The 16,394-nt window shown below is 63.7% G+C and carries 15 protein-coding genes and 3 pseudogenes; 17 read left to right on the top strand and 1 reads right to left on the bottom strand.

Annotation, left to right across the window (positions count from 1 at the left end):
- Nucleotides 1-18 precede the first annotated feature (18 nt).
- The 17 genes and pseudogenes from ABNQ39_RS27545 (at nucleotide 19) to ABNQ39_RS27465 (ending at nucleotide 15,330) form a co-directional block, all read left to right on the top strand.
- Nucleotides 19-1,269: an NAD(P)/FAD-dependent oxidoreductase gene (locus tag ABNQ39_RS27545; protein ID WP_376964526.1), complete on the top strand. Its 1,251-nt coding sequence runs from the start codon at nucleotides 19-21 to the stop codon at nucleotides 1,267-1,269.
- Complete coding sequence (locus tag ABNQ39_RS27540) at nucleotides 1,266-2,606, top strand: NAD(P)/FAD-dependent oxidoreductase (protein ID WP_376964524.1); 1,341 nt, start codon at nucleotides 1,266-1,268, stop codon at nucleotides 2,604-2,606. Before ABNQ39_RS27545 ends, ABNQ39_RS27540 begins: the two co-directional genes overlap by 4 nt.
- 129 nt (nucleotides 2,607-2,735) lie before the next feature.
- On the top strand, nucleotides 2,736-3,113 hold the full coding sequence (locus ABNQ39_RS27535) for a RidA family protein (RefSeq protein ID WP_376964522.1): 378 nt from the start codon (nucleotides 2,736-2,738) through the stop codon (nucleotides 3,111-3,113).
- 70 nt (nucleotides 3,114-3,183) lie between these two features.
- Nucleotides 3,184-3,567: a RidA family protein gene (locus ABNQ39_RS27530; protein WP_376964520.1), complete on the top strand. Its 384-nt coding sequence runs from the start codon at nucleotides 3,184-3,186 to the stop codon at nucleotides 3,565-3,567.
- Nucleotides 3,551-4,477 carry a 2-hydroxyacid dehydrogenase gene (locus ABNQ39_RS27525; RefSeq protein ID WP_376964518.1) on the top strand — a complete coding sequence of 309 codons (927 nt, stop codon included), beginning with the start codon at nucleotides 3,551-3,553 and terminating at the stop codon, nucleotides 4,475-4,477. The genes ABNQ39_RS27530 and ABNQ39_RS27525 overlap by 17 nt, the downstream gene beginning before the upstream one ends.
- Before the next feature lie 198 nt (nucleotides 4,478-4,675).
- Nucleotides 4,676-4,804: pseudogene (locus ABNQ39_RS27520) on the top strand (IS5/IS1182 family transposase); the annotation flags it as partial.
- A 53-nt stretch (nucleotides 4,805-4,857) separates the two neighbouring features.
- Nucleotides 4,858-5,211 carry a cupin domain-containing protein gene (locus tag ABNQ39_RS27515; protein WP_376964516.1) on the top strand — a complete coding sequence of 118 codons (354 nt, stop codon included), beginning with the start codon at nucleotides 4,858-4,860 and terminating at the stop codon, nucleotides 5,209-5,211.
- A 30-nt stretch (nucleotides 5,212-5,241) separates the two neighbouring features.
- Nucleotides 5,242-6,317: pseudogene (locus tag ABNQ39_RS27510) on the top strand (isocitrate/isopropylmalate family dehydrogenase).
- A complete protein-coding gene (locus tag ABNQ39_RS27505; RefSeq protein ID WP_376964514.1) occupies nucleotides 6,314-6,805 on the top strand; it encodes an aldehyde dehydrogenase family protein in 492 nt (163 codons plus the stop codon). Before ABNQ39_RS27510 ends, ABNQ39_RS27505 begins: the two are co-directional and overlap by 4 nt.
- 63 nt (nucleotides 6,806-6,868) lie before the next feature.
- Nucleotides 6,869-8,007, top strand: a protein-coding gene (locus ABNQ39_RS27500; RefSeq protein ID WP_376964512.1) for an IS3 family transposase whose coding sequence is annotated in 2 segments (ribosomal slippage) — nucleotides 6,869-7,124 and nucleotides 7,124-8,007 — 1,140 coding nt in all. Because the reading frame shifts where the segments join, the coding sequence is not laid out codon by codon here.
- A gap of 393 nt (nucleotides 8,008-8,400) precedes the next feature.
- The gene (locus ABNQ39_RS27495; RefSeq protein ID WP_376964510.1) at nucleotides 8,401-9,354 is read left to right on the top strand and encodes a LysR family transcriptional regulator; all 954 of its coding nucleotides are present in this window, start codon (nucleotides 8,401-8,403) and stop codon (nucleotides 9,352-9,354) included.
- Nucleotides 9,355-9,514: 160 nt separating this feature from the next.
- Complete coding sequence (dctP, locus tag ABNQ39_RS27490) at nucleotides 9,515-10,540, top strand: TRAP transporter substrate-binding protein DctP (protein WP_376964508.1); 1,026 nt, start codon at nucleotides 9,515-9,517, stop codon at nucleotides 10,538-10,540.
- 11 nt (nucleotides 10,541-10,551) lie between these two features.
- Nucleotides 10,552-11,127: a TRAP transporter small permease gene (locus ABNQ39_RS27485; RefSeq protein ID WP_376964506.1), complete on the top strand. Its 576-nt coding sequence runs from the start codon at nucleotides 10,552-10,554 to the stop codon at nucleotides 11,125-11,127.
- A gap of 1 nt (nucleotide 11,128) precedes the next feature.
- Nucleotides 11,129-12,412 carry a TRAP transporter large permease gene (locus ABNQ39_RS27480; protein ID WP_376964504.1) on the top strand — a complete coding sequence of 428 codons (1,284 nt, stop codon included), beginning with the start codon at nucleotides 11,129-11,131 and terminating at the stop codon, nucleotides 12,410-12,412.
- An 85-nt stretch (nucleotides 12,413-12,497) separates the two neighbouring features.
- Nucleotides 12,498-13,430 carry a hydroxymethylglutaryl-CoA lyase gene (locus ABNQ39_RS27475; protein WP_376964502.1) on the top strand — a complete coding sequence of 311 codons (933 nt, stop codon included), beginning with the start codon at nucleotides 12,498-12,500 and terminating at the stop codon, nucleotides 13,428-13,430.
- Nucleotides 13,423-14,658 (top strand): CaiB/BaiF CoA transferase family protein, encoded by a 1,236-nt coding sequence (locus ABNQ39_RS27470; RefSeq protein WP_376964500.1) that lies wholly within the window; start codon nucleotides 13,423-13,425, stop codon nucleotides 14,656-14,658. Before ABNQ39_RS27475 ends, ABNQ39_RS27470 begins: the two co-directional genes overlap by 8 nt.
- A 42-nt stretch (nucleotides 14,659-14,700) precedes the next feature.
- Nucleotides 14,701-15,330: a gamma carbonic anhydrase family protein gene (locus ABNQ39_RS27465; RefSeq protein ID WP_376964498.1), complete on the top strand. Its 630-nt coding sequence runs from the start codon at nucleotides 14,701-14,703 to the stop codon at nucleotides 15,328-15,330.
- A gap of 244 nt (nucleotides 15,331-15,574) precedes the next feature.
- Here the strand turns inward: ABNQ39_RS27465 and ABNQ39_RS27460 are convergent.
- A pseudogene (locus ABNQ39_RS27460) lies at nucleotides 15,575-15,889 on the bottom strand (transposase); the annotation flags it as partial.
- Between the last annotated feature and the right edge of the window lie 505 nt (nucleotides 15,890-16,394).

Here is a 16,394-nt window from a genome sequence, read left to right as displayed (position 1 = left end):
TCGCATCGAGGAGATCCAATGTCCTACGGTAAAGAACGCATTGTCGTCGTGGGTGCCGGCATAGTTGGAGCGTCGCTTGCACTTTATCTGAAGAAGGCGGGAAAGGATGTCCTTTTGCTCGATACCGGTGTCGCTGGGGGAGGTGCATCTTTCGGGAATGCGGGACAAATCAGCCCCGACACCTGCGTTCCCGACGTCATCCCAGGCATAATCAGCAAGATTCCCGGCTGGTTGACCGATCCGCTGGGCCCGCTGGTGGTCCGCGCATCCTATTTGCCCCGTGCCGTTCCGTGGCTGCTGCGGTCCGCAAGATCGGGGGGGCTCGATGAAGTGCTGAAAATCGCGGATAAGATCCGCTCGTTGCATAAGAATGCATTCGGTTGCTACCGGGAACTACTGGGGGACCGGTTCGACTCCCTGATCAAAGTCAATGGCCAAATCTATTTCTGGCAGGACGATCCGACCGGAAAAGCGGCATCGATCCGTGACATCATCGCGGAACGTGTCGGCGCCTCGGTGGAGCCGCTGCCGTTGGAAGATTTGTATCAGATGATACCAAGCCTGACACGGAATATCAAAAAAGCCGTTATCATGAAAAATAACGGGAACACCGTGAATTCATTTAAACTTGTTCAGACGATCGCCGACGAATTCGTATCCAGAGGGGGAGAATTGCGGGCGGAGACGGTAATGAAACTGCTCCCCGAAGAGGACGGGTTCCGAGTGGTGACAAATGTCGGAAATTATCGGACGCGGCAGGTCGCGGTCTGTGCGGGCGCATTCTCGCAGCGCCTGCTAGCCCCATTGGGATACCGGCTGCCGCTTGAATCGGAACGGGGCTACCACGTCACCATCCACAAGCCGAATATCGATCCGCCGCGCATACCGGTCATTTGCATGGACCGTCCCGCCGCTGCGACGCCGGTCGACGCTGGGATACGATGCGCGGGAACCGTGGAGTTCGCTGGACTCGATCGGCCGCTTGACGAAGCCCGGGCAGGCGTTCTTCTCAAACGGATAACCGGAATCCTGCCCCAGCTGAAAATTGACGAGCACTCGATCTGGATGGGACATCGCCCGTCTTTTCCCGACAGCATGCCTGTGGTCGAGCAATCCACGGCGCATCCCGGACTTTTTCTTGGGTTTGGTCATGGAATGGCCGGGATGACCGGCGGTCCGCCGACCGCGCGTGCTCTCTGCGAATTGATGCTGGGAAGAGAGCCGTTCATTTCACTTGCGCCCTTTGCTTCGGCACGATTCGGAAAATGACAAACCATTCCGCCCTTCGCCAGCCGCTCCTGCGTATTCAGACCGACAGTCAATTGCCCTCGCATGTCGACGTGGCCATCATCGGCGCGGGGATCGTCGGAATCACTGCGGCGTACTATCTCGCAAAAAAGCGCCTTTCCGTGCTTGTCTTGGAAAAGGGGATCGTCGGGGGAGAGCAATCGAGCCGAAACTGGGGGTGGTGCCGACAGTTGGGCCGCGACCCGAAGGAACTCGCACTGATGCGGCGCAGCATCGACTGCTGGCAGGATCTGCAGAAGGAGACCGGCCGCGACCTCGGCTTCCGGCAAGGCGGTTCACTGATCGTACTCGGCGACAATGCGCGTGAGGTCCAGTGGCGTGCTTGGCAACAGACCGCCGCGGCACACGGCGTCGAAAGTACCTTTCTGAAGGAAGCGGAGATTCGAGCCCGACTGCCGGATTATGAGGGGCCGTGTGTCGGCGGGGTGACCGTTGCAACCGACGGCCATGCGGAACCCGAGAGGGCAGCGCCATTGCTGGCGAGTGCCGCCCGAGATCTCGGCGTGCGAATTCTCCAGAATTGCGCGGTGCGCCTGCTCGATATGGCCGGTGGTCGCGTGACCGGCGTCATCACCGAGAAGGGCCGGGTATCGGCAAATGCCGTTGTCTGTGCCGGCGGAGCATGGTCAGGCATGCTGATGCGCAGACACGGCATCGGATTGCCGCAGGGTCACGTCCATGGATCGGCCATGACGACCGCCGCTAGTATTGCGGAACTGGCCCGGTGCGTTTCCACACCGACCGTATCCAGTCGAATTCGTAGCGATGGTGGATTGACGGTGGGAATGAATGGAAGGGGTACGGTGTATTTCACCCCCACCCTCCTTCGACATGCGTTCCGCTTCCTTCCGCTTTACATGCATCGTCGTAAATGGGTCAAACTGAGGGTATCACCGCGCTTCTTGGCGGAATTGCTGGAGCCCGCCTGGGGTCCGACGGATATCTCCCCTTTCGAACGCACGCGTACTCTCGACCCACAGCCGGATATGCAGCTGATCCGCAAGTCGTTGCAGGGGCTGATCGAGGCTTATCCGGCAATGTCCGGTGCGACACCGAAATACGCCTGGGCTGGGGTCATTGATTCGCTGCCCGATCTGTTGCCTGTGATATCCGCAGTCGACCAGGTAAAGGGGCTGTACCTGTCGACCGGCTTCAGCGGACATGGTTTCGGCATCGCGCCCGCGGCCGGAGAACTCATTGCCGATCTGATAACCGGCGCGACGACGAAGGTGGATGGCGCGGCGTTCGGTTACAGCAGATTGATAGACGGGACGAAACTCCAACCGAACGAGATGTGACGGTCGGCAGGGCCGTCATGCCGGCGGCGGTAATCGACGCTTCTCCAGCACCGACACAAACCAGAATCCACTGCGCTTCGCGTGGCGTCCGACCCGTGCGAAACCGGTCTGCGTCGCGTATGGAGCCAGATGACGCGAGGGGGTATGGCGATGATTACCCGCGTAGACGTATCAAAAAGCTCATGTGCGGCAACGTCTTTCGGCGGTCTCGTTTTTTTGGCGGGGCATGCGGCGGAGGCAACCAAAGGCAGGTCGGTCAGGAGGCAGACCGAGGAGGTCTTGACACGCATCGATCGGACGCTTGCGACACTCGGCCTTTCCAAGGCGGCTATTCTTGGCGCGCAGATCTACATCGCCAGGGATGATATGTGGGCCGAGATGAACGAGGCATGGGATGCCTGGGTCCCCACCGGGTGCCCTGCAGCCCGTGCATGCGTCGAGGCAGGTCTTGCCGACGGCGTATTCGTCGAGATCAGCGTAACGGCGGCACAACTCGGCGCCGAATAATCCTTGGCCTGGAACGACCAAGGGCGCGGCATCGGAACAACCCGATTTCATGTATAAGGGGCATCTTTCAATGAGTGAGATAAAACGAGTTGGCGTGGCCCACCGGTGGTGTGCCGCCGCCTCTTTCGGTCGGATCGCTTTCATCGGCGGGCACACCGCACGCGAAACGCGCGGCCTGACCGTAACCGAGCAAACCGCAGAGGTGCTTCGTCTGCTGGATCAGACGCTTGCCGAAATCGGCTGCACCAAAGCCGATATCCTGGGTGCTCAGATCATTCTCTCGAACATGAGCATGGCTGCGGAAATGAATGAGGTCTGGGACGCCTGGGTCGCACCGGGTCACCCGCCGGCCCGCGCATGCGTCGGCGCAGAACTTGGAAAGGGGCTGGCAGTCGAAATCACCGCGACGGCGGCAGTTCGTAACCAGGAGGCGTCACTTGACGGTCTTGTATAAATCCGACCCGGTGCGGGGAGCCGTCTGGGCTGAGCTGTTCGCAAGTAAGGCCCCAGACCTGCCCTTCCGGATGTGGCCGGACATCGGCAATTCTGCGGAGGTCCGTTACCTTGTAACCTGGCAGCTTCCCGAGCGCCTCGAACAAACCTTCCCCAATCTGGAAGTGGTTTTTACCATCGGTGCCGGTGTCGACCAGATCGACTTCTCGGAAGTTCCTGCTCACATCCCGATCGTGCGCATGATCGACCCGGCCATAATCGATGGAATGGTGGAATACGTAACGCAGGCGGTCATATCGATACAGCGTGATTTGCCCGACTACGCAATGCTGCAGGCCAATCGACAATGGAGACCGATGCCGGTCAAGGCCGCCGCGGAGACGCGGGTGGGAGTGCTTGGACTCGGTTCTTTGGCGTCTGCCGTGCTTGAACGGCTTGTTCTATTTAAATATTCATGCATGGGATGGAGCCGATCGCAACGAAATATTCCCGATGTCACTTGCTTTTCGGGAATGCAAGGCCTTACCGAAATGATTCGTTGCGCGGATATTTTGGTGTGCCTGTTGCCGCTGACCGACGATACCCGCGGAATTCTAAGTCGCACTCTGCTCGAGACGTTACCCAAGGGAGCATCTCTGATTCAGACGGGTCGCGGCCCACATCTCGATCAGGCCGCGCTGCTTGATCTGCTCGCCTCAGGGCAAATCAGAAATGCATTTCTCGATGTCACCGATCCGGAACCGCTGCCGCCGGACCACGCGCTTTGGTCCCACCCTCGCGTCCGGATCACACCGCACATTGCAAGTGCGACCCGTCCGGAAACCGCCTTCGAGGTTGTTCTCAACAATATCCGACGGCACCAAGCGGGCCTTGGGATGACGGGCTTGGTTGATCGTGACAAGGGATACTAGATGTTTAGTCCCGGCATTTGATGATGCACCCTCCCTGCATGAATGGAGGGAGGCACTATGGGCCAAATACTCCATGTGAGGACGTTGGCGCACAAAGCCCGGGCTGGTGGTGGTCGGGAGGGCGAGCGGGTATAGAGGCGGCCCGCTGAAGTCGAACCGCCGAGGCCGTACAAGGCCAATGAGCTCCGCCGCCACAAGATCCCGCAGGCCCTGCACCGTGTGGAGAACTGCTCAGCCTACAATGCGGCGCTGCGCCGGCGCAGTGACCTGACGATCTGGGTGACGCCGGAGGCGGTCGCCGGCTCGACGCCGCCCGCAACGGGACGACCAAGTTATGCACCAACGTCCGTTCGCGACCGATCTTCAGGAAAGAACACTACATGACTCTGTTGAAGACCATCGAACCGATGCCGAATTTCCCCCCGCGCGAATCCGCGCCTTCGCCGGAGAGATTGATCTCCGGCTCGCCGACCTACAGGACATGGGCGCAGGACGAGGCCAAGGGGCGAAGCGTGTTGACCGGCGCCTGGGAAGCGACCCCCGGTGTCACCCGGTCGATCAAGGGCGACATGTTCGAATTCTGCCATATCGTTTCGGGCATCATCGAGATCACGCCGGACGGAGGCGAGCCGGTCACCTATCGTGCCGGCGACAGCTTCATCATGAAGCCGGGCTTCACCGGTGTCTGGAAGACCATCGAGACCGTACGGAAAATCTACGTTGCTGTGACATGACGAGCGGAGGTGTCCCGGCACCTGGAAGCCATGGTGGCCGTCCCGCCGCCAGCAACGATCGCGGCAGTGACGCATGTCCTGCCAAGTGCCGCGCCGAAGGCATGCCGGGCAGCCGAAGGCCATGCATCAAGTCAAAGGTTAGGCAACATGAGACGCCATTCCATTGCCATTATCAAAGGTGACGGCATCGGACTTCCTGTAATCGACGCTGCCTGGGAGATCCTTCAGGCAGCAGCCAAAGGGTCGGACTTTGCCCTCGACGGCGTGGAGTTTCCCTGGTCCTGCGCTTACTACAAGGAAACCGGCGCGATGATGCCGGCGGACGGACTCCGCACTCTGCGCAGCTTCGACGCCATCCTGCTTGGCGCGGTAGGCTGGCCGGCAGAGATACCGGACGCAGTGTCGCTTCACGGGCTTCTGTTGCCGATCCGGAAGGCATTCGACCAGTATGCCAACATCCGGCCACACCGACCGCTTCCCGGTGTGCGGGGACCGCTGCGACAGGAGGTCTTCGACATCCTGTGTATCCGCGAGAACACCGAAGGCGAGTATGCCGGTGCAGGCGGACGTGTCCACAACGGCACCCCGCACGAGGTTGCGGTGGAAACCAGCATCTTCACCCGCACCGGCGTCGAACGAATCCTTCGGTTCGCCTTCACCCAGGCGCGTGCCCGGCGGGGAAACTGGCATCGGTCACCAAGTCCAACGCCCAGAAACACTCCATGGTGTTTTGGGACGAGGTTACCCGCGAACTCGCCGCCGAGCATCCGGACGTAGAGGTCACCAGCTGTCATGTCGATGCTATGGCGGCCCGCATGGTCACGGCGCCAAAAAGCCTGGACGTCGTGGTCGCCTCCAACCTGTTCGGCGACATCCTGACCGACCTCGGCGCCGCCATTCAGGGGGGCCTGGGTTTCGTCGCCTCCGCCAACCTCAACCCCACGCGGAACGCGCCATCGATGTTCGAGCCGGTTCATGGCTCGGCCCCCGACATCGCTCATCTCGGCATCGCCAATGCCGACACTACGGCGCGGTGCATCGGTACCGTGCCCGGCAGGGACCGGACCGACGAGATTGCCGCCGCGGTACTGCTGGCGCTTTCATGAACAGTACGAAAGGAAAGTTCAATATGTTGCTGGACTTGTGCGATCCGACGCTTTTCCGTCAGCAGGGGTTCATTGGCGGGCAATGGCGCGACGGGACCGCCCGACGCATGATCGAAGTGATCGACCCGGCAACCGACCGAACGGTCGGCACTGTACCGGACATGGACGGCGACGACACCCGCGCCGCGGTGGAAGCCGCCGCGGCCGCCTTCTCCGCTTGGCGCCGGCGCACCCATGCGGAGCGCGCCGCCCTGTTGGAGGGGTGGTATGGGATGATGATCGCCAACCTGGAGGATTTGGCCCGCATCTTGACCATCGAACAGGGCAAACCGCTGGAAGAGGCGCGCGGGGAAATCCGCTACGGCGCCGCCTTCGTCAAATGGTTCGCGGAGGAGGCGCGCCGTGTCGGCGGCAGCACCATCCCATCCCCCACGGCCGACCGTCGGATCGTAACAATGAAGGAACCCGTGCGGGTGTGCGGCATCTGAGATGGTTCCCGTTTTCCGGACAGTCGGATAAGCTTGGTTCGCCCAGGAAGAAGGACGGACCCGATGACGGGGAAACGGAAGCGGTATTCGGCAGAGTTCAAGGCGAAGGTGGCGCTTGAGGCGATCCGTGGCGAGTTGACGGTGTCGCAGTTGGTGGCCAAGCACGGCGTACACCAGACGCTGATCAACGCCTGGAAGAAGCAGGCGATGGAGGGGATGGCCGGTGTGTTTTCCGGCAAGGCTGAAGCTGCTGAATCCAGCCATCGGGGCGAGGTGGAGAAGCTGCACGCAATGATCGGTCAGTTGGTCGTGGAGCGGGATTTTTTGCGCAAGGCCTCCGGTCGATGAGCGTCGGTCGGAGGCGGGAACAGGTCGAGGCGGATCATCCGCGCCTATCGATCACTCGACAGTGCGAGCTGGTTTCGATCAGCCGGTCCAGCTACTACGGACCGGCCAAAGGCGAGCCGGCCGCGAACCTGGAGCTGATGGGGCTGATCGACGGGCAGTTCCTGGAAACGCCCTGGTACGGAAGCCGGCAAATGACCCGGCATCTGCGCCGGTACGGCCATGAGGTCAACCGCAAGCGGGTTCGCCGCCTGATGGTGCGGATGGGCTTGCAGGCGGTTTACCAGCGCCCGAAGACGACCGTGCCACATCCCGAACACAAGATCTGGCCGTACCTGCTATGCGATTTGACCATCGACCGCCCCGATCAGGTGTGGTCCAGCGACATCACATACATTCCTATGCGCCGCGGCTTTCTGTACTTGGTGGCGGTGATGGACTGGGCAACGCGCAAGGTCCTGAGCTGGCGTCTATCGAATACCATGGACGTCGAGTTCTGTATCGAGGCCGTAGAGGAGGCGATGACACGCTACGGTCGGCCGGACATCTTCAACACCGATCAGGGCAGCCAGTTCACCAGCCCGCGCTTCACCGGACTCTTGACCGCGGCCGGCATCCGGGTGTCGATGGACGGGCGCGGCCGCTGGATGGACAACGTCTTCATTGAACGGCTGTGGCGATCGATGAAATACGAGTGCGTCTACCTCCACGCCTTCGAAACGGGCAGCGAGGCCAGAGCTGGGATCGGCCGCTGGATCGATTACTACAATGACGAACGCCCGCACTCGGCACTCGGCGGCAGAACCCCGACAGAGGCCTACCAGGGCACACCGGACCAGATCAGAATGGCGGCATGATACGAACCTGAACCAAGCTTATTCCAGCCGCCAAACTGTCCGGGGAACGGGGACCACCTCACCGGGAGCCCTCGGAGGCATCACCGGTGCAGGCGGGATTTCGCTCGAGTTTCAGTGCAGGAGATTGAGGAGTTTCCTTGGCGCCGACTCACGGCCGTTCTCGTCATCACCAATGTGGACGCGAACGTGCAGCCACGCCCATGTCAGCACCGCATTCTCAGTTTCCGGACAATTTGCGCACTCTCGTGTAGTGACCCCATGACGGCCCCTAATGGAAGGTCCAGAAGGTCGATCGCCTTTAGGTGTTGTCACTCACCGGAAACAGGGGGCGTCCATCCCATCGGAGCCCAACATTCCGCTTTGTTCAGCAAGGGGCCTGTGGGACAAATCGGCATGCCAACCAAGCTGGACTTCCGCCGTCTCCGCTATTTCGTCGCCGTCTGCGAACTTGGCAGCTTTTCAAAGGCCAGCGAGTTTCTGAACGTGGCGCAATCGGCGCTCAGCCAGCATGTGGCTGTGCTGGAAGAGGATCTGGGCGTTCAGCTGCTTGTCCGGCAACCGCGCGGCGTTAACAGGACCGAGGCGGGTGACCGGCTGTTCGCCCATGCCAGAGGCGTGCTGCACGCGCTGGAGCAGGCGGAGCTGGACGTGCTGTCGCTGTCGCGGGCGGTGGTCGGGCCGGTGATGGTCGGCTTCAACTACACGGCGATGGAGGCCATCGGCCTGCCCTTCATCCGCCGCGTCGCCGCCACCCTGACCGAGGTGAAGCTGCGCGTGATCGAAGCGCACAGCGAGATCATGCATCAGTGGATGCTGTCCGGTCAGGCCGACATCGCCCTGACCCTGGTACCACCGAACGACGACCGGCTGGACGGCGTGCCGCTGCTGGACGAGGAACTGGTCTGCCTGGGTACCCGCGCGATGATCGGCGACGGTGGCCCCATCGACCTGGCCGACGTGCTGCGCCTGCCGCTGATCATGCCCGGCCGCACTGCCGTTCTCCAGGCGCTGGCCAGCGACGCCGAGGTGCGCAACGCCATCGCCGCGAAGGTCTATCTGGAGATCGAATCGGCCATCCCGCTGAAGCGGGCGGTCAGCGCCGGGCTGGGGGTGACGGTCCAGTCGGCGGCCCTGGCCGGCGACGAGATCGCCCGCGGCGAGCTGGTGGCGCGGCCGGTGGTGAACCCGTCGATGGGCCGCACCCTGTATCTGGTGTCCTCGCGCATGAAGACCGCGTCCCGTGCCGTGGTGGAAGCCCGGCGGCTGATGATCGACGTGGTGCGCGAGGCCCATCGCAGCGGCCGCTGGCCCGGCCGGCTGCGGGATAGCCATCTCGAAACCAGATAGCTCTCTTCGCGTCTTTGTATTTTACGACGCAACCTCCCCCATGCTGTTCTGCTTTGCAGACGAACAATCCGAAGGCCCGCAGTTGAACGGGCTTCGCTTCCGGCCCTGTTTCCCACCCCGCCGGAACGCTGCAACGAACCACCACCGGGAGGTGCAGGACATGACGCCCACCAAGACGTCCAGCCATTTGAAGACCATGCTGTCGCTGGCCGCCGCGACCTCGGCCCTGGCGCTGACGACGCTGCCGATGGAGGCGGAGGCCGCCACGCGGATGCGGTGCAGCCATCAGCTTCCGCCGTCCCACCACATCTCCAAGGTCATCGAACGCTGGGCGGCGGAGGTGAAGACGCTGTCGGACGGCAACCTCGACGTCCAGGTCTTCGGGGCCGACAGCCTGATCAAGGCCAACGACAACATCCTGGCGGTGGCCAAGGGCGACATCGAATGCGCCTTCTCGCTGAATTTCCAGTGGGGCAAGACGCTGCCGCTGATGAACGTCACCGTCGGCCCCTACACCATGTCGTCGATCGACGCATGGCGGAAATGGCCGACCTCCGAAGCGGCGGCTTTCCTTGAGGACCGGTTGCTGAAGAAGGGCGTCAGGAACGTGGTCTGGATGTTCCAGACCAACACCAGCGTCTTCACCTCCAAAGGCAAGCCGCTGCTGAAGCCGGCGGACTTCCAGGGCCAGAAGATGCGCGGCATCGGGCCGGCCTTCGACCGCGGGCTGAAGGCGATGGGCGCCACGCCGGTCGCCATCCCCGGCAGCGAAGTCTATCAGGCCCTGGCGACCGGCGTCATCGATTCCGCCATCACCGACGTCGCCGCCGCCTGGTCGCGCAAATATTTCGAGGTGCAGGACCATATGACGGTGGTGCCGGTCCTGGCCGCCTATCTGCATGGCTACGTCAATCCCCGCTGGTACGACAAGCTGACCGACAAGGACAAGGCCGCACTGAAGAAGGCGGGCGAGGATGCCGCCGGCTGGGCACTGGAAGCCTCGCAGGAGGCCGCCGCGAGCGCCCCGGCGGAGTTGGAATCGAAGGGCGTCAAGGTCCACGTCGCGACCCCGGAGGAGAACGCAGCCTTCAAGGCGGCCATGGCCCCCGCCTTCGCCGAGGGTTTCGCCGACGAAACCGGTGCCGATGGCCGCAAGCTTCTCGAACTCGTCCAGAAGCTTCAATAAGGGGACCAGACATGAGCAGCATGTCCACCCCGGACGCCGTAACACCGGTCAGCGGCAAGGGAACCTCCCACGGCGCGCTCCGCCTGCTGATCGGGACCGCATCGGCCCTGTCGCGCATCGGCGGCGCGCTGAGCATCCTGCTGATCGCCATCGTACTGGCCCTGACCACCGCCGGGGTCGTCGCCCGCTATGTCGTCGGCCATCCGCTGGAGGGTGTGGACGAGGGCTGCGGCTATCTGGTCGTCGCCATGGTGATGGCCGGCGCCGCCGAGGCGCTGCGCACCGGCCACCATATCCGCATCGATCTGATCATGGGCTTCGTCGGTCCGCGCGGGCGGCGTTGGCTGGATGCCTGGGCCAGCCTCGCAGTGCTGGTCTTTGCCGGCCTGCTGGTCCGCACCGGCTGGCACAGCGCCGCCTTCTCCTACGATTTCGACGCCTTTTCCTCCGGCCAGCTGGAACTGCCGCTGTGGATCCCGCAGGCGACGCTTCCCGTCGGAGCCGCCCTGCTGGGGATCGTCGCCTTCGCCAAGCTGGTCTCCGCCCTGGCGGGCGTCGAAACCGACGAGCGGACGGGGGGCCACTGAGATGACCTTCCTGATCCTGGGCCTGCTGCTGCTCCTGCTGTTCAGCGGCATGCCGATCTTCGCGGCCCTCGCCCTCACCTCCCTCGGCGTGCTGGCCCTGTTCGAGGGCAGCGTCGACAGCATGGCCGACGCGGTGTTCGCCAGCCTGAACAACCCGCTGCTCGCCACCATCCCGATGTTCGCCTTCATGGCCCACATCATGATCAAGGCCAAGGTGGTCGACGACCTCTATGAGATGTCGAACACGCTGGTCGGGCACATCAAGGGCGGGCTCAGCTTCGCCACCATCCTGTCCTGCACCATCTTCTCGACCATTTCCGGGTCTTCGGTGGCGACCGCGCTGACCATCGGGTCGATCTCCATCCCGCAGATGAAGCGCTACGGCTACCGCCAGCGCGACACCTACGGGCTGATCGCGGCGGGCGGCACCCTGGGCATCCTGATCCCGCCGTCTGGGCCGATGATCCTCTACGCCATCGTCACCGACGCCTCCATCGGCGCCCTGTTCCTGGCCGGCATCATTCCCGGCCTGCTGATGGCGGTGATCTTCGCCGGGTACAGCTGGCTCCAGGCCAAGCGGATGGACAGTGTGCGGTCGCAGCCCTGGCCCGGCTTCGGCACCGTCGCCGCCGCCTTCCGCAAATCCGTCTGGGCGGTGATGATGCCGCCGCTGATCCTGGGCGGCATCTATCTCGGGATCTTCACCGCCGGCGAAGCGGCGGCGGTCGGTGCGGTCTATGCGCTGGCGGTGGCGTTGCTGGTCTACCGCAACATCTCCCTCGCCGACCTGCTGGACTGCGGTGTGCAGACGATGCGGACCAGCGTCATGCTGTTCATGATCATCGCCGCCGCCGGCATGTTCGGCCACGCCATCACCATCATCCGCCTGCCGGCCCAGATCATGGAAACCGTGGCGACGCTGGGCCTGTCGCAGAGCGGCTTCATCCTGGCGGTGATGGTCGCGATCTTCATCCTGGGCATGTTCCTGGAGACCATCGCCATCATCCTGATCACCACGCCGATCATCCTGCCGGTGATGACCGCGCTGGGCATCAACCCGATCTGGTACGGCGTGATGCTGATGATCAATCTGGAACTGGCGCTGATCACCCCGCCGGTCGGCATGAACCTGTTCGTCATCAAGGGCATCACCACCTCCTCCCTGGCCGAGGTGACGCGCGGCGCCCTGCCCTATGTGCTGCTGATGATGGCGGGCCTGTTCATCATCTGGCTGTTCCCGCAGCTCTCGCTCTGGCTGCCGCAGGCCGCCGGCTTTGGAACGTAACCGCCGGCTTCCAAACCGCATTCCCTTCAAAGCCTTCCCCCGGATGCGCGCCCTCCCGCGCGCATCCGAACGGAGACTCCTTGCCATGACAAAAGCCCCCGTGACCATCGTCGAGGTCGGCCTGCGCGACGGGCTCCAGATCCTCGACCGCGTGATGCCAACCGCCGGCAAGCTGCGTTGGCTGGAGGCCGAGTTCCGTGCCGGTGTCCGCCGGTTCGAGGTCGCCTCCTTCGTTCCGCCCAAGCTGCTGCCCCAGATGGCCGATGCGGCGGAGGTGGTGGTCGGCGCCCGCAAACTGCCTGGCGTCATCGTCCACACGCTGGCCCCCAACCTGAAGGGCGCCACGGCCGCGCTCGATGCCGGCTCCGACGTCATCGTCCTGCCGCTGTCGGCCAGCGAGGCGCACAGCCGCGCCAACATCCGCAAGACCCGCGAGGAGTCGGTGGAGGAACTGGCCCGCGTCTGCCGCGCCCGCGATGAAGGCGGCTACAAGACCCGCATCGACGCCGGCATCTCCACCGCCTTCGGCTGTACCATCCAGGGCGAGGTGCCGGAGGACGAGGTGGTCCGTCTCGCCGAGGCCTGCCTGGAGGCGGGCGCCGACCGCGTGGCGCTCGCCGACACCGTCGGCTATGCCGATCCGGCGCAGGTCCGCCGCCTGTATAAGCGGGTGAAGGACATCGCCGGCGACCGGTTGCAGAGCGCCCATTTCCACGACACCCGCGGTCTCGGCCTTGCCAACTGCCTTGCCGTGCTGGACATCGGCATCCGCGAATTCGACGCCTCGCTCGGCGGACTGGGCGGCTGCCCCCACGCCCCCGGCGCCAGCGGCAATGTCGCCACCGAAGATCTGACCTTCATGCTGGAGGCGATGGGCTTCGACACTGGCATCGATTTGGACGCCCTGATCGAGGCGCAACGCCTGCTCGCCACCCTGCTTCCCGGCCAGACGCTGCACGGCAAGATCGCCGCCGCTGGTCTGCCGAAGCATTTCCACCGGAGCACCGTCCATGCCTGACGCCAACAACCTTGCCGCCACCCTCCCGCTGGCCGGCATCCGGGTCGTCGAATTCTCCCACATGGTGATGGGGCCGACCTGCGGCATGATCCTGGGCGATCTCGGCGCCGACGTCATCAAGGTGGAGCCGGTGACCGGCGACAAGACCCGCGCCCTGCCGGGCGCCGCCGCCGGCTTCTTCCGCACCTTCAACCGCAACAAGCAGTCGCTGGCCGTCGACCTGAACAACCCGGACGGTCTAGCCGCTGTCCATAGGCTGGTCGACACCGCCGACGTGGTGCTGGAAAATTTCCGCCCCGGACTGATGGCGAAATACGGCCTCGACTATCCCAGCCTCAAAGCGCGCAACCCGCGCATCATCAACCTGTCCCTGAAGGGCTTTCTGCCCGGCCCCTATGAAAAGCGCACGGCGCTGGACGAGGTGGTGCAGATGATGGCCGGGCTCGCCTACATGACCGGCCCTACCGGCCGGCCGCTGCGCGCCGGCAGCTCGGTGAACGACATCATGGGCGGCATGTTCGGGGTGATCGGCATCCTGGCGGCGCTGCGCACCCGCGAGGCCACCGGCCATGGCCAGGACATCCAGTCCGGACTATACGAGACCTGCGTCCTGCTGTCGGCCCAGCACATGCAGCAATTCGCCGTGACCGGCGAGGCCCCGCCGCCCTTCCCCGAACGCATCGCCGCCTTCAGCATCTACGACACCTTCGAGGTGAAGGACGGCGAGCAGATCTTCCTCGGCGCGGTCAGCGACGTGCAGTGGCGGACCTTCTGCACCGCCTTCGGCTTCGACGATCTGCTGGCCGACCCCAGGCTGGACGGCAACACCAAGCGCTGCCACGCCCGCGACTGGATGCTGCCGGAGATCCGCCGCCGTCTCACCGCCTACAGCAAGGCCGAGATTGCCGAACTGTTCGAGCGCAACGGCCTGCCCTATGCCCCGATCAACCGGCCGGAGGAGCTGTTCGACGACCCCCACCTGATCGAAAGCGGCGGGCTTGCCGCCATCACCACCGAAACCGGCGGGGAGACCCGCGTCCCGCTTCTGCCGCTGACGCTGGACGGCCGCCGGCTGGAACCGCGCATGGCGCTGCCGCCGGTGGGCGCGCAGAGCGCGGCGCTGCTGACCGGACTGGGCTACACCCGGGCCGACATCGACCGCCTGCTCGCCGCCGGGGTGATTGCCGATCCGGCAGCGGAGACAGAGGCCGAACGGCTCGCCTCCTGACCGGCGCCAAACGCCCGCAGGCCCCGAAGAGGACAACAGAGAATGAGCACCGAGAGCGCAACTGAAACCGCCTTCGAAACCGGGGCCTTCGAAACCGGGGAAGCCCTGCTCGCCCGTCACCCCGGCGCCATCATCCAGCCCGTCAAGGGAGTATGGCCGCGCATCGCCGCCGACGCCTACATCGCCCCCGGCGCCGTGGTGGTCGGCGACGTCACCATCGGGGTGGAGGCCAGCGTCTGGTACGGCTGCTTGCTGCGCGGCGACGACCACAGCATCACGGTAGGGCCGCGCACCAACATCCAGGACGGCACCATCGTCCACGTCATGCTGAACGAGTATCCGACCTTCATCGGTGCCGATATCGTGATCGGCCATGGCGTGCGGATGCATGGCTGTACGCTGGCGGACGGCTGTCTGGTCGGCATCGGCGCAATCGTGCTGGACGGCGCGGTCGTGGAAAGCGGCGCCATGCTGGCGGCCGGCGCTGTGCTGACCCCGCGCAAGCGCATCCCCGCCCGCCAGCTCTGGGCCGGCAGCCCGGCCAAACATCTGCGCGACGTCACCGACGCCGAAGTGGAGTTCATTGCCTTCGACGTGCGCCACTATGCCGGCTTGGCGCGGGCAGCATCCGGCGTGTTGCAGGGAGGCGGGAGGGCATCGTCAACTTGTTGAGGCTGGCGGTTCGAGAGGACACTGTTTACCGACAGATAGCTGGGACCGAGCGAGGTCCTTCTTGGCTGCCGCGTTAGGACTTCAGCTTGTCGGTGAGGCATTGTCACGTTAACCCGACCGGAGGCAAGGAGAGGGGTTATCAGCGCCCCAACGACACCTGCTACGCAACTTGATTTTGGAGCAAAAATCGGTGCACCGGCGGATTTCGCCTTTTCCCGGAATGTTCAGGCGACGCGGCGTGACACCGGCCCTTTTCGGCAATCAGCTGAAGATGTCGGTCGCGTCGGGTCGGCGCCGTTTCGGCCGTGTCGCTCAACACCGCGCTTTTCCGCGGTGGGATGATCACCGCGGCCTCAGCTGAGTGCGCCGCCACGGCCCGGTGGACGGGATCACCGTCATACGCGCCGTCCGCAAGAACTGCGGCGATCTCCTGCGGGACCTTTTCCAACAGGGCGCCGACCAGAGAGGCATCGCCGTCGTTCGTGGTCCTCAGCTCGGAGGCGAGGAAGGCACCGGTGTCTGGATTGACGGCCAAATGCAATTTCCTCCAGGTCCGGCGCGTTCTCATGCGCGAAATTCTTGCTTACCGTCCTGATCGGCGCCGTCAGGGTCGTGCATCAGGTCCTGAAGGATTTGGCCGGCGGGCCGGCCAGCATCGAGGCTGTGATCGACCGGGCGACCCAGTGCGCGGTACGCTGATCACCCCCGAAACTGGCCCAATGTTCCACAACGATGCTCAAGCTGGGCCGGTCGGTCCTGCGGCGAAACGCATGATGCAGGCGTCGAGCGATGCTGTGGTCACCTCATGATAGACTTCTGTTCCTGCGCGACGGACGACGGAAATTTCCCGGCGGTCGCCGAGATCCGCGATTTCGGCTGTAAACCCACCTGCTATGGCAACCGCGACGCTCAATAAGATACCCACTTCAAAGGTCCCCCTGGACAAGATGTCGCAGGGTGGTACGGCCGAGTTAATAGCGGATGAACATACCTTGGTATGCCACTGCCTTCCTGCAAATAGCTCAGTTTGTTGGCCCACCCATCATGATGTATGAATGATGCCG

This window comes from Azospirillum sp. A26 (assembly GCF_042604635.1).
Taxonomy (GTDB): domain Bacteria; phylum Pseudomonadota; class Alphaproteobacteria; order Azospirillales; family Azospirillaceae; genus Azospirillum; species Azospirillum palustre.
The sequence above is the reverse complement of the archived record's forward strand: the minus strand, read 5'-3'. Positions and strand labels throughout refer to the sequence as shown.

Coding starts and splice junctions, on each gene's coding strand:
- ABNQ39_RS27475 (WP_376964502.1), top strand. CDS start 12,498: ATGACAAAAGCCCCCGTGACCATCGTCGAGGTCGGCCTGCGCGACGGG.
- ABNQ39_RS27485 (WP_376964506.1), top strand. CDS start 10,552: ATGAGCAGCATGTCCACCCCGGACGCCGTAACACCGGTCAGCGGCAAG.
- ABNQ39_RS27465 (WP_376964498.1), top strand. CDS start 14,701: ATGAGCACCGAGAGCGCAACTGAAACCGCCTTCGAAACCGGGGCCTTC.
- ABNQ39_RS27505 (WP_376964514.1), top strand. CDS start 6,314: ATGAACAGTACGAAAGGAAAGTTCAATATGTTGCTGGACTTGTGCGAT.
- ABNQ39_RS27515 (WP_376964516.1), top strand. CDS start 4,858: ATGACTCTGTTGAAGACCATCGAACCGATGCCGAATTTCCCCCCGCGC.
- ABNQ39_RS27480 (WP_376964504.1), top strand. CDS start 11,129: ATGACCTTCCTGATCCTGGGCCTGCTGCTGCTCCTGCTGTTCAGCGGC.
- ABNQ39_RS27535 (WP_376964522.1), top strand. CDS start 2,736: ATGACGCGAGGGGGTATGGCGATGATTACCCGCGTAGACGTATCAAAA.
- ABNQ39_RS27495 (WP_376964510.1), top strand. CDS start 8,401: ATGCCAACCAAGCTGGACTTCCGCCGTCTCCGCTATTTCGTCGCCGTC.
- ABNQ39_RS27470 (WP_376964500.1), top strand. CDS start 13,423: ATGCCTGACGCCAACAACCTTGCCGCCACCCTCCCGCTGGCCGGCATC.
- ABNQ39_RS27545 (WP_376964526.1), top strand. CDS start 19: ATGTCCTACGGTAAAGAACGCATTGTCGTCGTGGGTGCCGGCATAGTT.
- dctP (WP_376964508.1), top strand. CDS start 9,515: ATGACGCCCACCAAGACGTCCAGCCATTTGAAGACCATGCTGTCGCTG.
- ABNQ39_RS27540 (WP_376964524.1), top strand. CDS start 1,266: ATGACAAACCATTCCGCCCTTCGCCAGCCGCTCCTGCGTATTCAGACC.
- ABNQ39_RS27530 (WP_376964520.1), top strand. CDS start 3,184: ATGAGTGAGATAAAACGAGTTGGCGTGGCCCACCGGTGGTGTGCCGCC.